At 74.9% G+C, this 22535-nt stretch carries 14 protein-coding genes; 11 read left to right on the top strand and 3 right to left on the bottom strand.

What is annotated here, in order from left to right:
- Window positions 1–86: 86 nt before the first annotated feature.
- The gene (gene moeZ, locus RMN57_RS24180) at window positions 87–1265 is read left to right on the top strand and encodes an adenylyltransferase/sulfurtransferase MoeZ (protein ID WP_313765421.1); all 1179 of its coding nucleotides are present in this window, start codon (window positions 87–89) and stop codon (window positions 1263–1265) included.
- 125 nt (window positions 1266–1390) lie between these two features.
- Here the strand turns inward: moeZ and RMN57_RS24185 are convergent, their stop codons facing one another.
- Complete coding sequence (locus RMN57_RS24185) at window positions 1391–4255, bottom strand: lysylphosphatidylglycerol synthase transmembrane domain-containing protein (RefSeq protein ID WP_313765422.1); 2865 nt, start codon at window positions 4253–4255, stop codon at window positions 1391–1393.
- Between the two features lie 134 nt (window positions 4256–4389).
- Here RMN57_RS24185 and RMN57_RS24190 point away from each other — a divergent pair, with 134 nt between their 5' ends.
- The 4 genes from RMN57_RS24190 to RMN57_RS24205 all read left to right on the top strand — a co-directional run bounded on the left by RMN57_RS24190 (window position 4390) and on the right by RMN57_RS24205 (window position 12878).
- Window positions 4390–4746, top strand: coding sequence for an MGMT family protein (locus tag RMN57_RS24190; RefSeq protein ID WP_380236212.1), 357 nt, complete (start codon window positions 4390–4392; stop codon window positions 4744–4746).
- Between the two features lie 113 nt (window positions 4747–4859).
- On the top strand, window positions 4860–8177 hold the full coding sequence (locus RMN57_RS24195) for an ATP-dependent DNA helicase (protein WP_313765424.1): 3318 nt from the start codon (window positions 4860–4862) through the stop codon (window positions 8175–8177).
- Between the two features lie 82 nt (window positions 8178–8259).
- On the top strand, window positions 8260–11493 hold the full coding sequence (locus tag RMN57_RS24200) for an ATP-dependent DNA helicase (protein WP_313765425.1): 3234 nt from the start codon (window positions 8260–8262) through the stop codon (window positions 11491–11493).
- Between the two features lie 191 nt (window positions 11494–11684).
- A complete protein-coding gene (locus RMN57_RS24205; protein ID WP_313765426.1) occupies window positions 11685–12878 on the top strand; it encodes a PP2C family protein-serine/threonine phosphatase in 1194 nt (397 codons plus the stop codon).
- Window positions 12879–12899: 21 nt separating this feature from the next.
- On the opposite strand, the gene RMN57_RS24210 is transcribed toward RMN57_RS24205, so the two are convergent.
- Entirely contained in the window at window positions 12900–13877 is a 978-nt protein-coding gene (locus tag RMN57_RS24210; protein ID WP_313765427.1) for an endonuclease/exonuclease/phosphatase family protein, read from the bottom strand.
- 78 nt (window positions 13878–13955) lie between these two features.
- Between RMN57_RS24210 and RMN57_RS24215 the strand changes: the two genes are divergently transcribed.
- The 6 genes from RMN57_RS24215 to RMN57_RS24240 all read left to right on the top strand — a co-directional run bounded on the left by RMN57_RS24215 (window position 13956) and on the right by RMN57_RS24240 (window position 22047).
- Window positions 13956–14594, top strand: coding sequence for a PadR family transcriptional regulator (locus RMN57_RS24215; RefSeq protein WP_313765428.1), 639 nt, complete (start codon window positions 13956–13958; stop codon window positions 14592–14594).
- Window positions 14595–14668: 74 nt separating this feature from the next.
- A complete protein-coding gene (locus RMN57_RS24220) occupies window positions 14669–15442 on the top strand; it encodes an ABC transporter ATP-binding protein (RefSeq protein WP_313765429.1) in 774 nt (257 codons plus the stop codon).
- Window positions 15439–18336: an FtsX-like permease family protein gene (locus RMN57_RS24225; RefSeq protein ID WP_313765430.1), complete on the top strand. Its 2898-nt coding sequence runs from the start codon at window positions 15439–15441 to the stop codon at window positions 18334–18336. The genes RMN57_RS24220 and RMN57_RS24225 overlap by 4 nt, the downstream gene beginning before the upstream one ends.
- A gap of 145 nt (window positions 18337–18481) precedes the next feature.
- On the top strand, window positions 18482–19897 hold the full coding sequence (locus tag RMN57_RS24230) for a dipeptidase (RefSeq protein WP_313765431.1): 1416 nt from the start codon (window positions 18482–18484) through the stop codon (window positions 19895–19897).
- Window positions 19898–19968: 71 nt separating this feature from the next.
- The gene (gene nudC, locus RMN57_RS24235; RefSeq protein ID WP_313765432.1) at window positions 19969–20910 is read left to right on the top strand and encodes an NAD(+) diphosphatase; all 942 of its coding nucleotides are present in this window, start codon (window positions 19969–19971) and stop codon (window positions 20908–20910) included.
- 276 nt (window positions 20911–21186) lie between these two features.
- The gene (locus tag RMN57_RS24240) at window positions 21187–22047 is read left to right on the top strand and encodes a GntR family transcriptional regulator (RefSeq protein ID WP_313765433.1); all 861 of its coding nucleotides are present in this window, start codon (window positions 21187–21189) and stop codon (window positions 22045–22047) included.
- Between the two features lie 34 nt (window positions 22048–22081).
- Here RMN57_RS24240 and RMN57_RS24245 read toward each other — a convergent pair whose 3' ends face one another.
- On the bottom strand, window positions 22082–22339 hold the full coding sequence (locus tag RMN57_RS24245; RefSeq protein WP_313765434.1) for a mycoredoxin: 258 nt from the start codon (window positions 22337–22339) through the stop codon (window positions 22082–22084).
- Window positions 22340–22535 lie beyond the last annotated feature (196 nt).

Consider the following 22535-nt stretch of genomic DNA (forward strand, 5'->3'; position numbering starts at 1 on the left):
GCGTAGCAGAGCCACCCGCCGGTGGCGTCGTGCAAGTCCGAAGAGGTTGGCCCAGGCCACCTGAACCGACGACCATCGGAGTCCCCGTGTCGCTGCCACCCCTGGTCGAGCCGGCCGCCGAGCTCACCGTTGACGAGGTCCGCAGGTACTCCCGCCACCTGATCATCCCCGACGTGGGGATGGCCGGGCAGAAGCGGCTGAAGAACGCCAAGGTGCTCTGTGTCGGCGCCGGCGGCCTGGGCTCGCCCGCGCTGATGTACCTGGCCGCCGCGGGCGTGGGCACGCTGGGGATCGTCGAGTTCGACGTGGTGGACGAGTCCAACCTGCAGCGGCAGATCATCCACGGTCAGTCGGACGTGGGCCGCTCCAAGGGCGAGTCGGCGCGGGACTCCGTCAAGGAGATCAACCCCTACGTCAACGTGATCCTCCACGAGGAGCGCCTCGACAACTCCAACGTCATGGAGATCTTCTCCGGATACGACCTGATCGTGGACGGCACCGACAACTTCGCCACCCGCTACCTGGTGAACGACGCCGCGGTGCTGCTCGGCAAGCCGTACGTGTGGGGCTCGATCTACCGCTTCGACGGTCAGGCGAGCGTCTTCTGGGCCGAGCACGGCCCCTGCTACCGCTGCCTCTACCCGGAGGCCCCGCCGCCGGGCATGGTCCCGTCCTGCGCCGAGGGCGGCGTGCTGGGCGTGCTCTGCGCGTCCATCGGGTCGATCCAGGTCACCGAGGCGATCAAGCTGCTGGCCGGCGTCGGCGAGCCCCTGGTCGGCCGACTGATGATCTACGACGCCCTGGAGATGACCTACCGCCAGGTGAAGGTCCGCAAGGACCCGAACTGCGCGCTCTGCGGCGAGAACCCGACCGTCACCGAGCTGATCGACTACGAGGCCTTCTGCGGCGTCGTGTCGGAGGAGGCGCAGGCCGCCGCCGCTGGTTCGACGATCACCTCGAAGCAGCTCAAGCAGTGGCAGGACGACAAGGAGGACATCTTCCTGGTCGACGTCCGCGAGCCCGGTGAGTACGAGATCGTCAACATCCCCGGTGCCGTGCTGATCCCGAAGAACGAGTTCCTGATGGGCAACGCGCTGGAGTCGCTGCCGCAGGACCGGAAGATCGTCCTGCACTGCAAGTCGGGCGTGCGCTCGGCCGAGGTGCTGGCCGTGGTGAAGTCGGCCGGCTTCGCCAACGCCGTCCACCTCGGCGGCGGCGTGCTCGGCTGGGTGAACCAGATCGAGCCGCACAAGCCGGTCTACTGACGGGCGTCCGTCGCAGACGGGAAGGGCCCGCCGGAGCGATCCGGCGGGCCCTTCGGCGTGTTCGGGGGAGCGGCGCCCGGGGGACGGCACCGCCGGCGGACGACGCCGCCGTTCCCCGGCGGGTTCTACAGCGCGCCCTTGCGCTGCAGCACGTTGTAGGAGATCCAGCCGGGCAGCACCGGCAGCCAGAAGGTGAGCGCCCGGTAGAGGAAGACCGCCGGGGTGGCGACCGCCGGGGGCACGTCGGCGACCGTGAGCGCACCGATCAGGGCGACCTCGACCGGGCCGATGCCGCCGGGCGTGGGGATGGCGGAGCCCGCGGCGTTGGCGGTCAGGAAGACCACCGCGACCGCCGAGAAGCTGATCGAGCCGCCGAAGGCCTGCACCGAGGCGTCCAGGCAGGCGGTGAAGGAGAGGGTCAGCAGCAGGATGCCGCCGAAGCCGGTGACCAGCTTGCTCGGCGTCTGCATCAGGTCGAGCATCCGCGGCACCACGCCGAAGAACAGCGAGCGCAGCCGGTTCAGCACGAACCGCCGCAGCGGGGCGACGGCCGCGATCACCAGGGAGAGCACGGCGGCGGTCAGCACGCCGATGATCACCGCACGGGAGGCCGAGAGGTCCCCGTTGTTCTGGCTGCCGGTGATCAGGCCGAAGCTGAACAGCAGCAGCAGGTGCCCGGCCAGGCCGGCCAGCTGGGAGGCGCCGACCGAGGCCACCGCCTGGCCGGAGCGGATCCCGGCCTTCTGCAGGTAGCGGGTGTTCAGCGCGATGCCGCCGATCGCCGCCGGGGCGACCAGCTTGACGAACGACCCGGCCAGCTGGGCCGCCACCGTCCGCCGGAAGGGCAGCTTCTCCGGCACGAAGCCGGTCAGGCTCATCGACGCGGCCACGTAGCTGAAGGCGGCCGCGGCGAGGGCCACCGCCGCCCAGGCCCAGTTCATCTGGGAGAGCTTGAGCTGGGCCGGCTTGATGGTGGTCAGCGCCAGGTAGGCGGCGAAGGTGAGCGCGATCACCATGATCAGGCTCTTCGGCTTGAGCCGCTCCAGCTTGGCCGGCTCCATCGGCGCCTCGGGGGCGATCTGGAGGATCTGGCCGCGGATCCGGCTGAGCAGGTCCTCGCCGGCCGCCGCGATGTCCTCCTCGGCCTGCTGCTGGGTGCGCTCGCCGGCGGCGACCTGCTCCAGCGCCCGGGCCTGGGCCGCGGCCTTCCGCTCCTTGCTCAGCTTCTTCAGGTCGACCCTGGTGGAGCGGCTCATCCCGACCGGCTGGAGCAGCGGCAGCGCCTGGGCGACCCGGTCCGGTCCGAGCACCGCGTTGGCGGTGGAGACCGCCCGCTCCGGGCCGATCCGCAGCGCGAAGGTGGTGAGCAGCTGGGCGACGTCGATGCGCAGCGTCAGGTCGGTGGCGGCGATGTCGCCGCCGGAGAGGTTGACCAGGCAGGCCGTCTTCTCGTCGACGACCAGCAGCGACTCGCCGGTGAGCCGGCGGTGGGCGATCCGGCGCTCGTGCAGGGCGGCGACGGACTCCCAGAGCGAGGCCATCACCTGGTCGGTGACCTCCTCGGCGGAGAGCTCGTCCAGGGTGCGGCCCTCGACGTTCTCGTAGACCAGGATCGCGGCGTCCGGCCCCAGCTCGGAGGTGGCGACCAGCTGCGGGGCGCGGGCGCCGGAGGCGGCGGCCGCGTAGGCGATCAGCGCCTCCTGCTCCAGCGCCTGGCGCAGCGACTGCGGGCTGCGCCGGACGGCCACCGAGCGCAGCCGCAGCCGCCGCCAGGCGCGGTAGAAGAAGCCGGAGGCCTGCTGCTCGCGGTCGATGATGTGGACGTCCAGCGGCGGGCCGCTCTGCTGGGCGACGAAGTAGCGGCGGGTGCCGCCGGGCGCGTCCTGGGCGCGGTGGGCGCTGGCCGGGGTGAAGCCGACCTTGCGCAGGCCGATCATGAGGTGCTGCCCGGTGGGCCGGATGTTCGGGGAGCCGATCGCGTACAGCGTGCCGTAGGCGACGGACCAGCCGATCAGGACGGTGAGCACCAGCGACAGCGGGGTGGTGTAGCCGCCGAGCAGCTCGGTGATCCCGCTGAAGACGACCACCACCCAGAGGGCGACCCGCCAGCGGGGCCGGCTCGACATGCCGACCGCGGTCATGTAGGCGATCACCGGTGCCAGGTAGCCGTGCACCGGGTCGGTCAGGGTGCTGGTGCTGTCCAGCGGGAACCGGGTGAGGGCCTCCCGGATGTGCTCGGAGGCGCCCTCGGCGACCCACCAGTCGATGCCCAGCGAGACCCCGTAGGCGAGTACCGAGGCGAGCACGCCGTCGGCGACCCGCAGGCCGTCGCGTTTGATCAGCCGCTCGACCGCGAAGGCGAGCGGGACGGCGAGGACGGCGACGCTGGAGACCAGGCCGGTGATGGTGGAGAGCACCGGGGAGAACCGCGGTGCGTTGGAGGCGATGTCTATCTCGATGCCGGTGGTGGTCGAGGTCGCCACGCCGGCCAGGACGAAGACGGCGACGATGCCGAGGACGCCGGCCAGGAAGCGGATCAGGTCGGACGGCCGGTGCGCGCGGGCGGCGAGCAGGGGCTCGTCGACGTCCAGGTGCGGGGTGTCGTCGTGCGCCTCGCCGGGCTCGCCGGGTTCGTCCGGCTCGGCGGCCGCCGTGTCCGCGGGACCGGCCGGCGCCTGCGGCTCTTCCGGCTCTTCCGGTCCGGCCGGGGGCGGCGGCTGGTGCGCCGCGGCGGCCCCGTGGCCGTTGACCGGTGCGGGTGGCTGGGCCGGTACGGCGGACTGCGCCGCCTCGGCCGCGGGTACGGGTGCGGGGCCGGGCGCCGCTGCGGCCCCGGCGTCGGTCTGCTGCGGGGTCTTGATCGTCCGGTCCTTGATCAGGGAGACTGCCGGCGACGGCTCGGTGCCGGGTGCGCCCGAGGGTGCCGCGGACCGCGCGTCGGCGGACTCGTCGGAGTCCTCGTCCACGCCCACGTCAGCCGTCCCGGTCATCTGGTCTTGTCCTCGTATCACCACTCACCGCCCCGAAGATGGTGGCATGCCTCGGCGCCCCGTGCTGGACAGGGGGCGGATCGGGCGCGGCGGATCGTTCGTACCGGACCGCCGCTCCGCCCCTATGAGGAAGAATGCCGCAGGTGACGGACGCTGACGACGACGGTGGCCGGGTCGGACTGCCGCCCTTCGCCGAACTGGTGCTCGACCTGACCGAGCGGATTCCACCCGGCCGGGTGATGACCTACGGGGACGTTGCCGAGTACCTCGGCCAGGGCGGTCCCCGGCAGGTCGGCCGGGTGATGGCCCTCTACGGGGGCGCCGTGCCGTGGTGGCGGGTGATCCGGGCCGACGGCCGGCTGCTGCCCGGCCACGAGCACCGCGCCCTCTCCCACTACGGCGACGAGGGTACCCCGATGCGCGAGCTCGCGGACCCGCCCCGGGTCGACCTCGCCCGGGCCCGCTGGGACGGCCGCTCCGCGGGGGATTGAGTCGAAGCGGGTGCGCGGACGGGAATGACGGGGCAGGATCGTAGGCTCGATACGGCGGGCCCCCGGCGGGGGCCCGCCGTCCGCGGCCCGCAGCACAACCCCCCAGGACATTCGTGAGCTCCCCCTACCGTCTGGTGCGCAGCCCCCTCGCACAGCCCGACCCGCCCGTGCTGGACGACTACCAGCGCGCCGTGGTCGAGCACGCGGGCGGCCCGCTGCTGGTGCTCGCCGGGCCCGGCACCGGCAAGACCACGACGTTGGTGGAGGCCGTCGCCCGGCGGATCGAGCGCGGCACCGACCCCGAGCGGATCCTGGTGCTGACCTTCAGCCGCAAGGCCGCGATGGAGCTGCGCGACCGGATGTCCGGCCGGCTCGGGGCCTCGGCCGCCGCCCCGCAGGCCACCACCTTCCACTCCTTCTGCTACGCCCTGCTCCGCGCCCACCAGGACCCGCACGACTACGCCGAGCCGCTGCGGCTGCTCTCCGGGCCGGAGCAGGACGTGATGGTCCGCGAGCTGCTGGCCGGCGGTGCCGAGGACGCCAGGCTCGGCAGCCCCCGCATCGCCTGGCCGCTCGACCTGCGGGCCTGCCTGACCACCCGCGGCTTCGCCGACGAGGTCCGCGCCGTGCTCGCCCGCAGCCGCGAGCTGGGCCTCGGCGAGGCCGAGCTGGCGCGCTTCGCCGAAGGCGTCCGGCGCCCCGACTGGGCCGCCGCCGCGCACTTCCTCGCCGACTACCTGGACGTGCTGGACCTGCGCGGGGTCCTGGACTACGCGGAGCTGGTCCACCGCGCGGTGCTGCTCGCCGAGCGCCCCGAGGTCGGCGAGCAGCTGCGCGGGCGGTACGACGTGGTCTTCGTCGACGAGTACCAGGACACCGACCCCTCCCAGGTCCGGCTGCTGCGCCGGCTGGCCGGCGGCGGGCGCGACCTGGTCGCGGTCGGCGACCCGGACCAGTCGATCTACGCGTTCCGGGGCGCCGACATCAACGGCATCCTGGAGTTCCCCCAGGCCTTCCCGCAGGCCGACGGCGCCCCCGCCGACGTCCGGGTGCTGCGGGTCTCCCGGCGCTCCGGCGCCGTCCTGCTGGCCGCCTCCCGGGAGCTGGCCCGGCGGATGCCGATGGGCCGGCTGCCCGCGGAGAAGCTCGCCCAGCACCGCGCCCTGCTGCCCTCCCGCGAGGGCGGCCGGGTCGAGGTGTACACCTACCCCACCCCCGGGACCGAACTGGACTCGATCGCCGACCTGCTGCGCCGCGCCCACCTGGAGGAGGGCGTGCCGTGGGGGGAGATGGCCGTCCTGGTCCGGGCCGGGGGCCGCTCGATCCCCGGCGTGCGGCGGGCGCTCGGCGCGGCCGGCGTCCCGCTGGAGATAGACGGCGACGACCTGCCGCTGCGCGAGGAGCCCGCCGTCGCACAGCTGCTGCTCGCCCTGCGGGTCTGCGCCGAGCAGGCCGCCCGGGACCGGCACGCCGGCATCGACGCCCCCGACCCGCTCACCACCGAGCTGGCCCACACCCTGCTCACCGGCCCGCTCGGCGGTATGGACGGCTCCGACCTGCGGCGCCTGGGCCGGGCCCTGCGCGAGGAGGAGCGGGCCGTGCTGCGCGCCGACGGCCGGCCCGCCGCCGTGCCGCGCCCGGCCGGGGAGCTGATCCGGGAGGCCCTGGGCGAGCCGGAGCGGCTGATCGCGCTCGACCCCGGGTACGCCCGGCGCGCCCGGGACCTCGGCATGCTGCTGCGCAAGGTCCGCGAGCGGCTGGCCGGCGGCTGCACCGCCGAGGACGCGCTCTGGGAGCTCTGGGACGGCAGCCGCCGCTGGCGCGAGCGCCTGGAGCGGGCCGCGCTGCGCGGCGGCGCGGCCGGCCGCAACGCGGACCGGGACCTCGACGCGCTCTGCGCCCTGTTCGAGACCGCCGCCCGCGCCGAGGAGCAGGTCACCGGCCACCGCAGCGCCCTCGACCTGCTCGCCGAGCTGGAGGCGCAGGACATCGCCGCCGACACCCTCACCGTGCGGGCGGTCCGCCCGGAGGCCGTCCGGCTGATGACCGCGCACCGCTCCAAGGGCCTGGAGTGGCGCCTGGTCGTGGTGGCCGGCGTCCAGGAGGGCCTATGGCCGGACCTGCGCCGCCGCGGCTCGCTGCTGGAGGCGGACCGGATCGGCCGCGACGGCCTCGCCGAGCCGCTCTCCCCGGCCGCGCTGCTCGGCGAGGAGCGCCGGCTCTTCTACGTCGCCGCCACCCGGGCCAAGGAACGGCTGATCGTGACCGCCGTCAAGGCGCCCGCCGAGGACGGCGACGAGCCCTCCCGCTTCCTGCGCGAGCTCTACCGCGAGGACGTCGACCCCAGGACCGGCCGGGTGCTGCGCCGCACCCCGCCGGCCACCGTCGAGGACGTCACCCACCGCCCGCGCCGCCCGCTCTCGGTCGCCGCCCTGGTCGCCGAGCTGCGCGCGGTCACCGTCGACCCGGCCCGCTCGCCCGAGCTGCGCCGCGCCGCCGCCGAGCGCCTCGCCACCCTGGCGCTGGCCGCCGACGAGGACGGGCTGCCGCTGGTGCCGGCCGCCCACCCCGAGCGCTGGTGGGGCCTGGACGACGCCACCGCCGCCCCGGAGCCGCTGCGCAGCGCCGACCTGCCGGTCCGGCTCTCCGGCAGCGGCCTGGAGCAGCTGGAGAACTGCTCGCTGCAGTGGTTCCTGGACAAGGAGGTCAAGGCGCGCGCCGTGGGCTCCGCGGCCCAGGGCTTCGGCAACGTGGTGCACGCCCTCGCCGACGAGGTCGGCTCCGGCCGCACCCCGGCCGACCTCGCCGTCCTGATGGAGCGGCTGGACACGGTCTGGGACGCGCTGGCCTTCGACGCGCCCTGGAAGTCCCAGCAGGAGAAGACCGAGGCGCGGTCGGCGCTGGAGCGCTTCCTCAACTGGCACGTGCTGGAGCGCGGCCGGGACGTGGTCGCCACCGAGCACGGGTTCGACGTCACCCTGGACGCGGGCGGGGTCCGGGTGCGGATCCGCGGCTCGATGGACCGGGTCGAGAAGGACGAGGCCGGGCGCGCCTACGTGGTCGACTTCAAGACCGGCAAGGAGGTGCCGACCGACAAGTCGCTGCCCGACCACAAGCAGCTCGCCGTCTACCAGCTGGCCGTCCGGGCGGGCGCGCTGAACGAGCTGCCGGGCTTCGACGGCGGGGCGCCCGAGTCGGGCGGTGCCGAGCTGGTCCAGCTCCGCAAGCCGGACAAGTCCGGCCCGGACGTGCCGAAGGTGCAGCGCCAGGAGCCGCCCGAGGGCGAGCCGTGGATCGAGAACCTGCTCGCCGAGGCGGCCGGGAAGGTGCTCGCCGAGCGCTTCGTGCCGCAGACCGGCGGCGGCTGCGACCGCTGCTCGTTCCGCCGCAGCTGCTCGGCGCAGCGGGACGGCGCCCAGCTCGTCGAGTAGACGTCGCGGAGGGGGCGCGGAGTAGCGAGGGTCACCCCCGCCGTCGGTCCGGCCTGTCGGTGCACCCCGTTAACGTTGCGGGGTGACCGCCGTGCTCAGCCATCCCGACCAGCTCAAGGAGCTGCTCGGCATCCCCTTCAACCGGGAGCAGATGGCGGCCATCGGCGCCCCGCTGGAGCCGGCCGTGATCGTGGCCGGCGCCGGCTCCGGCAAGACCACCGTGATGGCCGCCCGGGTGGTCTGGCTGGTCGGTTCCGGCGCGGTGGCCCCCGCGGAGGTGCTCGGCCTCACCTTCACCAACAAGGCCGCCGCCGAGCTCGCCGAACGCGTCCGCTCGGCCCTGCTGCGAGCGGGAGTCGCGGAGGCGGACGGGGAGCCGCTCGGCGAGCCGGAGATCTCCACCTACCACGCCTTCGCCGGCCGCCTGCTCAAGGAGCACGGCCTGCGGATCGGCATCGAGCCGGACGTGCGGCTGCTCGCCGACGCCACCCGGTTCCAGCTCGCCGCCAAGGTGCTGCGCACCGCCCGCGGCCCGTTCCCGGCCCTCACCGGGACCTTCGCCAACCTGGTCGCCGACCTGACGGCGCTGGACGGCGAGCTCGCCGAGCACCTGGTCGAGCCGGCCGCGCTGCGCGCCTTCGACGAGGAGCTGCTCGACACCCTGGCCACCGCCAGGCTCACCAACGAGGACCTGCGGGCCGTCCCCGGTGCCGCCCGGGCCCGGCTGGAGCTGCTCCGCCTGGTCGAGGAGTACCGGCGCCGCAAGGCCGCGGCCGGGCTGATGGACTTCGGCGACCAGATAGCCGCCGCCGCCCGGCTCGCCCAGCAGCGCCCCGAGGTCGGCGAGCTGTTGCGCGGCCAGTTCAGGGTGGTGCTGCTCGACGAGTACCAGGACACCTCGGTCGCCCAGCGGCTGATGCTGGCCGGGCTGTTCGGCGCCGGCCCCGACGGGCGGGGGAGCGGCCACCCGGTGACCGCCGTCGGCGACCCGTGCCAGGCGATCTACGGTTGGCGCGGCGCCTCGGTGGCCAACCTGGACGAGTTCCCCCGGCACTTCCCGCGGGCCGGCGGCGGCCCCGCCGCCCGGTACGCGCTGAGCGAGAACCGCCGCAGCGGCGGGCGGCTGCTCGCCTTCGCCAACGAGCTGGCCGCGCCGCTGCGCGCGATGCACGAGGGCGTCGAGGCGCTGCGCCCGGCCCCGGGGGCCGAGCAGGACGGCTACGTCCGGGCGGCGCTGCTGCCCACCCACGCCGAGGAGGTCGACTGGCTGGCCGACTCGATCGCCCACCTGGTCGCCACCGGCACCGCCCCCGGCCGGATCGCCGTGCTCTGCCGCGGCGGCGCGGCCTTCCCCGACATCCACGCGGCGCTGGTCGCCCGGGAGGTGCCGGTCGAGGTGGTCGGCCTCGGCGGGCTGCTCCAGCTGCCCGAGGTGGCGGACCTGGTGGCGGTCTGCGAGGTGCTCCAGGACCCGACCGCCAACGCCGCGCTGGTCCGGCTGCTGATCGGTCCGCGCTGGCGGATCGGCCCGCGCGACCTGGCCCTGCTCGGCCGCCGCGCCGCCGAACTCGTCCGCACCGACCGGCCGGAGGGCGTCGAGGCGCTGGCCGCCGCCGTCGCCGAGACCGACCCGACCGAGGTGGTCTCGCTGGCCGACGCGCTGGAGACCTTCCTGACCGCCCCGACCGCCCCGACCGGACCGGACGGGGCACCCGACGACCTGCCGTTCTCGCCCGAGGCCCGGTCGCGCTTCGCCCGGCTCGCCCAGGAGCTGCGCGAGCTGCGCCGTTCGCTCGCCGAGCCGCTGATGGACGTGCTGCACCGGGTGCTCGCCGTCACCGGCCTGGAGGTCGAACTCGCAGCCTCCCCGCAGGCGTTGGCCGCCCGCCGACGGGAGACCCTGTACGCCTTCCTGGACGTCGCGGCCGGCTTCGCCGACCTGGACGGCGATCCGGGCCTGCCGGCCTTCCTCGGCTTCCTGCGGGCCGCCCAGGAGTACGAGCGCGGCCTGGACAGCAGCCTGCCCGGCGGGGAGGACACCGTGAAGGTGCTCACCGCGCACAAGTCCAAGGGCCTGGAGTGGGACGTGGTCGCCGTTCCCGGCCTGGTGCGGGGCGCGTTCCCGTCCTCGACCGCGCGCGAGCGCTGGACCAGCACCAAGCGGGTGCTCCCGCACGCCCTGCGCGGCGACGCGGCCACCCTGCCCGACGTCCGCGGCGGCTGGAACGCCAAGTCGATGGCGGCCTTCAAGCAGGAGCTCGCCGAGCACTCCGGCACCGAGGAGCTGCGGCTCGGCTACGTCGCCTTCACCCGGCCGCGCTCGCTGCTGCTCGCCTCCGGGCACTGGTGGGGCCCGAGCCAGAAGACCCCGCGCGGCCCGTCCGCCTTCCTGGAGCAGCTGCGGGAGCACTGCGAGCAGCCCGGCGCCGGCGAGATTGAGCAGTGGGCCGAGCCGCCGGAGAAGGGCGCCGGGAACCCGGCCCTGGCCGCGCCGGTGGAGCGGCCGTGGCCGCTGCCGCTGGACCCGGCGGCCCAGCACGCCCGCCGCCGGGTCGCCGAGGTGGTGCACCGGCGTCTCGCCGGGCGGCCCGCGCCCGAGCCGGAGCCGATGGCCGCCGAGGACCGCCGCCTGGTGGAGTCCTGGGACCGCGACCTGACGGCGCTGCTCGGCGAGCTCGCACGCTCCCGGCGCAGCGTCCGGGACGTGCCGCTGCCGGCGACGCTCTCCGCCACCCAGCTGATGCGGCTGGCCGCCGACCCGGACGGCTTCGCGCACGACCTCGCCCGCCCGATGCCGCGCCCGCCGCAGCCCGCGGCCCGCCGGGGAACGCGCTTCCACGCGTGGGTGCAGTCCCGGATCGAGCCGCTGCTGCTGGTCGAGCCGGGTGCGCTGCCCGGCGCCGACGACGACGGCATCGAGGACGAGCAGGACCTGGAGCGGCTCAAGGAGGCGTTCCTGCGCACCCCGTACGCGAACCGGACGCCCTACCGGGTCGAGGCGCCGTTCCAGCTGGTGCTGGCGGGTCGGGTGGTGCGCGGCCGGATCGACGCGGTCTACCGGGACGGTGACGGCGGGTCAGAATTCGGCGGCGCGTCACGCTACGAAGTGGTGGACTGGAAGACGCACCGCGAGGAGACCGCGGATCCGCTCCAGCTCGCGGTCTACCGGGTCGCCTGGGCCGAACAGTTGGGCGTTCCGCTGGAGCAGGTCACCGCGTCGTTCCTGTACGTCCGCAGCGGTCGGATCGAACAACCCGCAGGACTTCCCGACCGAAAGAAGTTGGAACGGCTCCTGATCGGGAACAGTGAAGAATGAGTCACGGAGAGCATCCAACTCATCATGGCATCGGGCGAAACCAGTGCGTAGTGCACGTTTCGCGCCTATTGTGGGGTCGGTAACCGGTCAACCCCCGTGCTCCGGCCGCCAGCGAGGACCGTATCCCCTAACCCTCAGTCATCACCGCAGGTGCCCAAGGGCATCGGCGTCTTCTGCTGGAGAGTCCGAAGTTGAGCGCGACCGGATGGATCAGAGAGCGGTTCGCCGGGCCGACCCCGGGGGCCGCTCCGGGCGCGACCGGTACCTGGCCGAGGACGGCGCTGTCGCTGCCGTTCATCGGCATGGCGCTGGTCGCCGTCCTCGACTACTTCACTGATGCCGCGGTGACCGTCGAACCGGCCCTCACCGCCGTCCCCGCGCTGGCCGCCGTGGTCAGCCGCCGAACCTGGTACCCGCTCGCGATCGGCCTCTGCACCGAGGCCGCCGCCTTCCTGATGGCCTTCCACAACGAGGTGCTCGGCGAGTCGGTGCACGGCGCCACCGTCTTCGCCATCGTGCTGGTCGCCGTGATCGGCTGGGTCAGCGCCACCCTGCGGCTGCGCCAGGAGAAGGCGCTCGCCGACGCCCAGCTGGTCGCCTCGATCGCCCGCCGGGTGCTGCTGCGGCCGGTCCCCGAGCGGGTCGGCACCGTCCGCGCCGCCGTCCACTACGAGGCCGCCGCCGCGCACGCCAGGATCGGCGGGGACCTCTACGAGGTGGTCAACACCCGGCACGGCGTCCGGGCCGTGGTCGGCGACGTCCGGGGCAAGGGGCTCGGCGCGGTGGAGACCGCCGCCGCCGTGCTCGGCGCCTTCCGCGAGGCCGCCCACCAGGAGCCCGCGCTGGACCGGGTGGCCGGCTGGCTCGCCGTCAGCCTCGACCGCGCGCTGCACGAGAACGACCACCCCGGGGTGGAGGAGGAGTTCGTCACCCTGGTGCTGATCGGGGTCCGCCCCGACGGCACCGCCGAGATCGTCAACTGCGGCCACCCCGCGCCGCTGCTGCTGCGCGGCGGCGAGCCGGTCCGGCAGCTGGAGCTCGCCGAGACGGTGCCCCCGCTCGGCGTGCTCGACCCGGCCGACGTCCGGCCGCCGGTGCACCGGATCCCGCTGCGCCGGGGCGATCGGGTGCTGCTCTTCACCGACGGCGTGATCGAGGCCCGCGACCGGGCCGGTGCCTTCTACCCGCTCGCCGACCGGCTGCCCCGGTGCGCGGACGGGAGCCCGGTGGACGTCCTGCAGCGGTTGCACGAGGACGTGGTGCGCCACGTCGGCCGTCAGCTCGGCGACGACGCGGCGATGCTGCTGCTCCAGTACGACCCCCCGGTGCCGCCGGGCGCCCACCTGCCGCACCAGAACGGGCTGGCGGCGCAGCCCAGGTCCTGAGCCGGCCGGCGTCCGGGCCGGTCAGAGGCTGACCCGCACCACCAGCGGGCGGTGGTCCGAGACCGCCGTCCGCGGTGCGGCCGCCGGGCCGACGGCGGCCCTCGGCACGCCCACCGCCAGCACGTGGTCGAACTGCACGGCCGGCCGGTGCGAGGGGTACGTGGGCGTGCGGGCCAGGTCGTGCCAGCCCTGCAGCCGGGCCCGCGGCTCGCGCACCCGCCGCCGGCGCGGTTCCACCAGCGCCGGCCGGGCCCGCCGGGCCTCCCGCAGTTCGCGGACCCGGACCCGGGCCCGCGGCGCGGTGCGCTCCAGCGCGGCCGCCCCGCCCAGGACCGTCCGCGGCACCGCGCCGACCAGGTTGAAGTCCCCCAGCACCAGGTAGGGCCGGGGCAGGTCGGCGATCCACCGCCGGATCGCGGCGAGCTGCGCCATGTTCCAGCCCGGCACGAAGGACAGGTGGGCGGCCACCACCGTGAACGGCCCCTGCCCGCCCTCCAGGACGGCCGCGAGCGCCGCCCGCGGCTCGTCGGGGACCGGCGTCAGCCCGCGCCGCCCGGCCACCCGCAGCGGCAGCCCGAACGGCGCGGGGGCGAACCGCCGGGCCCGCCAGTGCCGGACCGGCAGCCTGGTCAGCAACGCGGTGCCGTACGAGGGCGGGGCGTCGTCGCCGACCTCGCCCGGCCCGTACACCCGGATCCCGGGCGGCGCCGCGGGGTCGGGCAGCCAGCCGGCCACCGGGGCCGGGCGGCCGTGCAGTGCGGCGGCGAACCGCCAGTCCGCGGCGCCCATCGCCTTGGCGGCGGCCGCCGCCTGGTCGGTGCCGCCGGAGCGGGCCTGGTACCGGTCGACCTCCTGGAGTGCCAGGACGTCGGCGTCCAGCGCGGCCACCGCCTCGGCCAGCGGCGCGCCCGGATCGGCCGGGAAGGGCCGCGGACCGCCGTCCGGGGCGAGCGGCTGACCGTGCAACAGGTTGAAGGTGGCGATGCGCAACTGGCTCACACCGGACGACGGTACCCGCTCGCCGCCGGCGGGGGTGCCGCTTGAGCCGGCAGGGCATACCGGGTATACATACTCGGTATGTCCATCCGTCACGGTCTCCTCGCCCTGCTCGACCAGGGCCCGCGCTACGGCTACCAGCTGCGCACCGAGTTCGAGGCGCGCACCGGCGCCACCTGGCCGCTCAACGTCGGCCAGGTCTACACCACGCTGTCCCGGCTGGAGCGCGACGGCCTGGTCGAGCCGGCGGGGGAGGACGAGGAGGGGCACCAGTTCTACGCGATCACCGCGTCCGGCCGGGACGAGCTGCGCGCCTGGTTCGACACCCCGGTGCCCCGGACCAACCCGCCGCGCGACGAGCTGGCGATCAAGCTCGCCATGGCGGTGACCGTCCCCGGGGTGGACGTGCCCGCCGTGGTCCAGGGCCAGCGCCGCCACAGCATCAAGGCGCTCCAGGACTACACCCGGCTCAAGGGCCGGGCGCTGGCCGGGGAGGCCCGGCCCGCCGCCGGCCAGTCGGCCGGGCCCGGCGCCGACCTCGCCTGGCTGCTCGTCCTGGAGCAGCTCATCTTCCAGACCGAGGCCGAGATCCGCTGGCTCGACCACTGCGAGACCAGGCTGGCGCAGCAGGCCGAGGTCGAGCAGGCCAGGGCCGCCGAGGCCGCCGCCGCGCCCGAGGCCGGCACCCGCCGGATCGGCCGCCGCCGGACGAGGGCCTGAACCCCGTCCGGACCACAGGAACCACCCGGTCCGGCCGGTCACCAGGCCCGGGCCCACGAACAGCAGGGGGAAGCGTGTCCCACACCGATCCGACCAGGGGCGCCGCCGAGCCGGTGCTGCACCTGGAGAACGTCACCCGGGTGCACGGCCAGGGCGCGGCCGAGGTGCAGGCGCTGCGCGGCATCGACCTGAAGGTGCACCCGGGCGAGTTCGTCGCCGTGATGGGCCCGTCCGGCTCCGGCAAGTCGACCCTGCTGACCCTCGCGGGCGGCCTGGACAGCCCCACCGACGGCCGGGTGCTGGTCGAGGGCGTCGCGCTCGGCGGACTCAGCCGCAAGCGGCTCGCCGAGGTCCGCCGCCGCTCGGTCGGCTACGTCTTCCAGGACTACAACCTGATACCCGCCCTCACCGCCGCCGAGAACATCGCCCTGCCCCGCGAGCTCGACGGCCTCTCCGCCCGTGCCGCCCGCCGCGAGGCGCTCGCCGCGCTGGCCGAGCTCGGCATCCCCGAGCTCGCCGACCGGTTCCCGGACGACATGTCCGGCGGCCAGCAGCAGCGCGTCGCCATCGCCCGCGCCCTGATCGGCGACCGCCGCCTCGTCCTCGCCGACGAGCCCACCGGCGCCCTCGACTCCACCACCGGCGAGGCCGTCCTCGCCGTGCTGCGCGCCCGCTGCGACGACGGCGCCGCCGCCATGATGGTCACCCACGAACCGCGCCACGCCGCCTGGGCCGACCGCGTCGTCTTCCTGCGCGACGGCCGGATGGTCGACGAGAGCATCAGCCAGGACGCCGGCAGTCTGCTCGTCTCCGCGGCCACCAACGCGAAGGGCCCGGTGGCGGAGTGAGGCTCACTGCCTGGCGGGTCGCCCTGCGCATCGCCCGCCGCGACGCCCTGCGCGCCAAGGGCCGCAGCGCCCTCGTGGTCGCCATGGTCGCGCTGCCGGTCCTCGGCGTCACCGGTGCCGACGTGGTCTTCCGCAGCGCCGAACTCGACCCCGTCGAGCGGGTCGTCCGCACCATGGGCCAGTCCGACGCCGAACTGCGTCTGATGGAGCGCGGCGCGATCGTGCTCCAGGCGCCCGATCCGGACACCGACTACTCGCACGAGAGCCCCTCCGAGGCCAAGACGGAGAACGGGCAGCCCAAGTACACCCCCGAGCAGCGCCGCAGCCTCGACACCGAGCCCGGCGTGCTCGCCCGCCAGCTGCTCCCGGCCGGCACCGTGTTCGTCCCGCTCCGTCAGGGCCCGTACACCCCCACCAGCAGCGCCGAGGGCCTGCTCAGCGTGCAGACCGTCGAGGCCGACCTCACCGACCCGGTCTGGCGTGGCAAGTTCGACCTGGTCAAGGGCCGGGCGCCCGGCGCCGACCACGAGGTCGCCGCCACCCGGGACTTCCTCGACCGGTCCGGGCTGAAGCTCGGCGACCGCACCGCCCCGCGCGGCCTGGAGGCCACGCCCTACACCATCACCGGCGTCGTCGAGTACCCCGGCGAACTCCGGACCACCGGCCTGGTCGCCCGGCCCGGCGCCCTGATCGACCAGCTGGCCAAGCTGCCCGGCGCCGAGCAGTCCCGCGGCGGCCGCGGCCCCGCGCTCGGCGAGACCACCACCTGGCTCCTCAAGCTCCCCGCCGGCGCCGCGCTCGACTGGCCGAAGGTGACGGAGCTCAACAAGTACGGCTTCACCGCGGCCTCGCGCAGCGTCCTGCTCGACCCGCCGGCCCGCGCCGACGTGCCGCTCTACGTCCAGCAGGACGAGAAGGGCGGCGGCCGGTCCGGCAGCTACCTCGACAAGACCTCGGTCGTGATCGTCGCCACCGTGATGGGCATGGCGCTGCTGGAGATCGTGCTCCTGGCGGGCCCCGCCTTCGCCGTCGGGGCCAGGCGCTCCCGGCGGCAGCTCGGCCTGCTCGCGGCCGGCGGCGGTGACCGGGCCCACGTCCGGGCGGTCGTCCTCGGCGGCGGCGTCGTCCTCGGCGTCACCGGCGCCGCGCTGGGCCTCGGCCTCGGCGTCGGCCTGGTCGCGCTGCTGCGCACCCGCGCCGAGGACGCCGCCGGCGAGCGGTTCGGCCACTTCGACCTGCAGCCGCTCGACCTGCTCGGCGTCCTGGCCATCGGTCTGGTCACCGGTCTGCTCGCGGCCGTCGTCCCGGCCGTGCAGGCCTCCCGGCAGGACGTCGTCGCCGCGCTGACCGGCCGCGACTCGCTCAAGCCGCCGAGCCGCCGGCTGGCCGTCCTCGGCCTGGTGATGCTCGGTGGCGGGGCCGCCCTGGCCCTGCTCGGCGGGACCAGCGGCTTCGGCGGCCGCAGCCTGGCCGTCCTCGGCGGCTCGGTGATCGCCGAGCTCGGCATGGTCGCCCTGACGCCCTTCCTGGTCGGTCTCTTCGGCCGGCTCGGCCGCTGGCTGCCGCTCGGCCCCCGGCTCGCCCTGCGCGACTCCGTCCGCCACCGCGGCCGCACCGCGCCCGCCGTCGCCGCGGTGATGGCGGCCGTCGCCGGCTCGGTCGCGATCGGCATCTACACCACCAGCAGCGACGAGGAGCTGCGCCGCGGTTACACGGCCACCGGCCCCGCCGGCGCGGTCGTGCTCAGCAACGGCTGGGGCTCCGCCGCCGACGGCGCGCTGCTGCCCAAGCTGCGCGGCGCGGTCGAGAACAACATCCCCGGCCTCGGCACCAGGGCCGACGTCCAGAAGGTCAACTACAAGGGCGACTGCGCCGCGACCCGCGGCAACTGCGGCTACGCCACCGTCGAGATGCCCGAGGAGCGCCAGTGCCCGCTGCACTCCCGGGACACGCGGCCCGTCTCGGACCAGGAGATCGAGCGGATCCGCCACGACGACCCGCGCTGCAAGGAGCGCCCCGGCTACCGGGTCAACCCCTTCGGTGACCTCGCCGTCGGCGACGCCGCCCTGCTGCGCAACCTCTTCGGCGTGACCGATCCGACCGCGGCCCGGGCGGTGGCCGAGGGCCGGGCCGTGGTCTTCGACCCCAAGTACCTCAAGGACGGCAAGATCATCGTCCGGCTGGCCGAGCCCCGGGACGAGAACGCCGCCCCGACCGCGAACGGGGACTTCAAGGAGGTCACCCACGACGTCCAGGTGGACGCCGTGCTGGCCACCGCGGTCGCCCCGACCGGCGGCCAGGCCGTGGTCGGTCCGGAGACCGCTCGCAAGATCGGTCTGACCACCAGCGACGCGGGCTCGGTCTGGCTGCCCGAGACCGCACCGTCCGACGGCGCCGAGCAGAAGGCCACGGGAGCGATCAGCAAGCTCTCCGACGGCACCCACTTCGAGATCGAGCGCGGCTACCACTCCGACCGCGGCCTGATCAGCCTCGGCCTGGCCGGCTTCGCCGGCCTGGTCGCCCTCGGTGCCGCCGGCATCGCCACCGGCCTGGCCGCGGCCGACTCCCAGCGCGACCTGACCACGCTCGCCGCGGTCGGCGCCGCGCCCCGGATCCGCCGCACCCTGTCCGGCTTCCAGTGCGGGGTGATCGCCGCGATGGGCGCCCTGCTCGGCGTCGTCGCCGGCGTCGTCCCGGCGGTGGCGCTGCGCAAGGTGGAGGCCGCCGCCGAAACCTTCCCGGGGATGACCGCCGACGAGGCCGCCGACAAGGGCCTGGTGGTCTTCCCGTGGCTGCAGGTCGGGCTGACCGCCGTCGTCCTGCCCCTGATCGCGGTGGCGCTGGCCGCGCTGCTCACCCGCTCGCGCATCTCGCTGCTGCGCCGCAGCGGCTGAGCCGGCCATCCGTCCGCACCACCGCCCCGTCACCCCCGGTCGCCGCCCCCGTGCGGCCGGGGGTGACGGAGGTTACAGCCGCTGCCGTGACCGCTGGCCGGACGGCCGGGGCGGGCACCCTCACGGGCGAACTAAAGTCGTCCGTATGACGAGAACCCCGGACAGCGTCGTCCGCTCCTTCATCGACCAGCACCAGCCCGCCTTCCTCGCCGACCTCGCCGAGTGGCTGGGCATCCCCTCGGTCTCCGCCGACCCCGACCGGGCCGGTGACGTGCGCCGCTCCGCCGAGTGGCTGGCCGCGAAGCTGCGGGACACCGGCTTCCCGGTGGCCGAGGTCTGGGAGACGGACGGCCTGCCGGCGGTGTTCGCCGAGTGGCCCTCGGGGGACTCGTCGGCCCCGACCGTGCTGGTCTACGGGCACCACGACGTGCAGCCCGCCGCCAAGGAGGACGGCTGGGCCACCGAGCCCTTCGAGCCGACCGTGATCGGCAAGCAGCTGTTCGCCCGCGGCGCCGCCGACGACAAGGGGCAGGTGTTCTTCCACACCCTGGGCGTCCGGGCCCACCTGGCCGCCACCGGGCGCACCGCGCCGGCCGTCAACCTCAAGCTGCTGATCGAGGGCGAGGAGGAGTCCGGCTCGCCGCACTTCGCCGACCTGGTCCGCCGGGAGGCCGCCCGGCTGGCCGCCGACGTGGTGATCATCTCGGACACCGGCATGTGGTCCGAGACCACGCCGACCGTCTGCACCGGCATGCGCGGTCTGGCCGACGCCCAGATCGACCTGTTCGGCCCGGACACCGACATCCACTCCGGCTCCTTCGGCGGGGCCGTCCCCAACCCGGCCGCGGTCGCCGCGGAGCTGGCCGCCGGGCTGCACGACGCGGACCGGCGGGTGGACATCCCCGGCTTCTACGACGGCGTGATCGAGCTGACCGAGCGCGAGCGCGAGCTCTTCGCCGAGCTGCCATTCGACGAGGAGCAGTGGCTGCGGGTCGCCAAGTCGTACGGCACCCGGGGCGAGGCGGGATACTCGACCCTGGAGCGGATCTGGGCCCGGCCGACCGCCGAGGTCAACGGCATCTGGGGCGGCTACACCGGCCCCGGCGGCAAGACCATCGTCCCGGCCTCGGCGCACCTGAAGCTCTCCTTCCGGCTGGTCGCCGGGCAGGAGGTGGAGAAGGTCCGGGAGGCCGTCCGGGCGTGGGTGGCCGCGCGGGTGCCGGAGGGCATCCGGTACGAGCTGGTGTTCCCGGGGGCGACCCGGCCCTGCCTGACCCCGCTGGACCACCCGGCGCTGCAGTCCACCGTGCGGGCGATGGGGCGGGCGTTCGAGCAGCGGATCCTGTTCACCCGGGAGGGCGGCTCCGGCCCGGCCGCCGACCTGCAGGACGTGCTGGGCGCGCCGGTGCTGTTCCTCGGCATCTCGGTGCCCTCCGACGGCTGGCACTCGGTCGACGAGAAGGTCGAGCTGGACCTGCTGGCGAAGGGCGTGGAGACGGCCGCGTACCTCTGGGCCGACCTGGCCGAGAACTGGCGGCCGGGAGGCGGCGACGGTGCCTGAGGGCACCGACGCCCGCCCGCCGGGCGGACCACTCATCCGGATGACGCATTTCACGTGGGGATGGAACAGAGTTGAGCACCGTGCCTGAGACCGATCGCCCGCTGCACCTGGCGCTGGCCCGGGCCGGGGTGGACCGGGCGGCGCAGCACCGGTTCGACGAGCCCTGGCTGGCGGCCGCGTGGAGCCACCCGACCACCAAGGTGCTGCCGATCGCGGGCGGCGAGGCTTTCGTGGTGGACACCGGAGCGGGCACCGAGCTGGTCCTGCTGCCCTCCTTCGAGGCGCCGCAGACCGGGGACCGCTACTTTCTCGGCACCGACGAGGACGGCGTCTCGTACTTCGCGCTGGCCGGCGAGTCGCTGCCCGGCCGGCTGGACGGCGACGCCCGCCCGGCCGGGCTGCGCGAGGTGGGCGGGCTGCTCTCGGACCGGGACGCCGGGCTGCTGGTGCACGCCGTCGCGCTGGAGCACTGGCACCGGCTGCACAGCTTCTGCTCGCGCTGCGGCCACCCGACCGAGAAGGCCGGCGCCGGGCACGTGCGGCGCTGCACCTCGTGCGCGGCGGAGCACTACCCGCGGACCGACCCGGCGGTGATCATGATGATCACCGACGAGGAGGACCGCTGCCTGCTCGGCCGCCAGGCGCTCTGGCCGGAGGGCCGCTGGTCGACCCTGGCGGGCTTCGTCGAGCCCGGCGAGTCGATCGAGCAGGCGGTGGTCCGGGAGGTCTTCGAGGAGGCCGGGGTCCGGGTGGCCGAGGTCTCGTACGTGGCGAGCCAGCCGTGGCCGTTCCCGTCCAGCCTGATGCTCGGCTTCATGGGCAAGGCCGACCCGGCGGGGACGGAGATCACCGTGGACGGCGAGGAGCTGGCCGAGGCGCGCTGGTTCTCCCGCGAGGAGCTGAAGGCCGGCATGGCGGCCGGCGAGATCCTGCCGCCGTCCGGGATTTCGATCGCGCGTCACCTGGTCGAACTCTGGTACGGCGGGCCGCTGCCCTCGGCGGCGCGCTGGTAATTCCCCGGATTGGGGGCGCGCGGCCAATGCCACGCGCCCCCATTTCCGTTCTGCGCCTGCTTTCAAGCCTGACGATCGGGCGCCCGATGCGGCCGAACGGGTGATCCTGGTGGATATTCCGAGGCCGTGGCGGCCAGATGTTCGTATCCGGAGGGGCCGGTTCCTGCCGCTCGTCCGGCGCCCCGGCCGGTCGCTCCGGGCGGACCGGCGGCGATCCTGGCCGACATTGCCCGAATCGGCTGAAACGATGTCACCGCCCTCGCTACATTCACTCGGGTGACAATCCCACGGGGCACCGCCCAATCCCCCAAATACCAGCGCCTCGCCGCCGATCTGCGCCGCCGGATCGCCGAGGGCGAGTTCACCGCCCAGGCCGCCCTGCCGGTCGAGAGCGAACTGGAGCGCCAGTACGGAGTTGCCCGCAACACCGTCCGGCTGGCCGTCGACGTCCTGGTCAACGAGGGCCGGCTGGTCCGCCTCCAGGGCAAGGGCACGTATCTGCGGGAGCACCCCGTCCTGGACCACCGGGCGTACGGCCCCGCGCTGCGGTCGGCGCCGCGGGACCCGCTGGTCGGGCTGCGGGACTGCCTGGCGTTGCCCTCCGCCGTCTACCGGGGCGAGGCGGCCGAGGCCGGACGGGAGCTCACCGTCGACTTCGAGATGATGATCGTCCGGGCCCGGGGCGACATCGCCGAGCGGCTCGGGCTGCGGGCCGGCGAGGCCATCGTGGTCCGGCGCCAGCTGCGGCTGCTGGACCGCGAGCCCTACTCCATCGAGGAGAGCCACTACCGGGCCGGCCTCGCCGCCGGCACCCCGCTGATGGAGCCGGACCAGATCGAGGGCGGCGACGAGTCGGTGCTCGCCGCGCTCGGCCGCACCGAGATCGGCGCCGTCGACCACCTGGTGGCGCGGATGCCCGGACCGGAGGAGGCGCAGTGGTTCCAGGGCGGCCCCGGGGTGCCGCTGGTGGTCCAGACCCGGGTGACGTACGACCGGCGCGGGCCGGTCCGGGTGATCGAGACGCGCTACTCCGCCGACCGCAGCCGGCTCGTCTACGGCGTCGGCGACCTCGCCGCCCGCGCCCAGCTGCCGGCGCCCGCCGCCCCGGTCGACCCGGCCCGGGCCGACGCGCCGTGACGCGCCGGACCGGGCCGTCGTACCCGGGGGCGGGTCAGGCCGCGAGGGCCTTCTTCACCTGCAGCAGGCTCGGGTTGGTCATGACGACCTGCTCGCCGCCGCCCTCCGGCACCACCAGCACGGTCGGCACGGTCTGGTTGCCGTTGTTCACGGACTCGACGAAGGACGCCGACGCCGGGTCCTCCTCGATGTTGATCTCGGTGTAGCCGATGCCTTCACGGTCCAGCTGGCTCTTGAGTCGGTTGCAGTAGCCGCACCAGGTCGTGCTGTACATCGTGACGCTGCCGGACATCGAGGGGACTCCTTCGGAGAGGGGGCGTGCGATCTCGCAGGAGAACGCTCGCCGGACATCGGTCATTCCGCGTGCTGCTCGTTCGGGCCTCGGCTCGCCTCCGGGGCGCTCCGACCCGGTGCCGACGGTCGGCGCTCCAAGGCCCCTCGTACCTCGGGGCCTCCTCGCTTCTCCCTTTCGGCACCGGCGCGCCCCT

The sequence above is a fragment of the Kitasatospora sp. CM 4170 genome (assembly GCF_032110285.1).
Lineage (GTDB): Bacteria > Actinomycetota > Actinomycetes > Streptomycetales > Streptomycetaceae > Kitasatospora > Kitasatospora aburaviensis.

Bases quoted from the DNA above. Each gene is read 5' to 3' on its own strand.
- RMN57_RS24215 (WP_313765428.1), top strand. From the start codon at position 13,956: ATGTCCATCCGTCACGGTCTCCTCGCCCTGCTCGACCAGGGCCCGCGC.
- RMN57_RS24230 (WP_313765431.1), top strand. From the start codon at position 18,482: ATGACGAGAACCCCGGACAGCGTCGTCCGCTCCTTCATCGACCAGCAC.
- RMN57_RS24185 (WP_313765422.1), bottom strand. From the start codon at position 4,255: ATGACCGGGACGGCTGACGTGGGCGTGGACGAGGACTCCGACGAGTCC.
- RMN57_RS24245 (WP_313765434.1), bottom strand. From the start codon at position 22,339: ATGTCCGGCAGCGTCACGATGTACAGCACGACCTGGTGCGGCTACTGC.
- RMN57_RS24190 (WP_380236212.1), top strand. From the start codon at position 4,390: ATGCCGCAGGTGACGGACGCTGACGACGACGGTGGCCGGGTCGGACTG.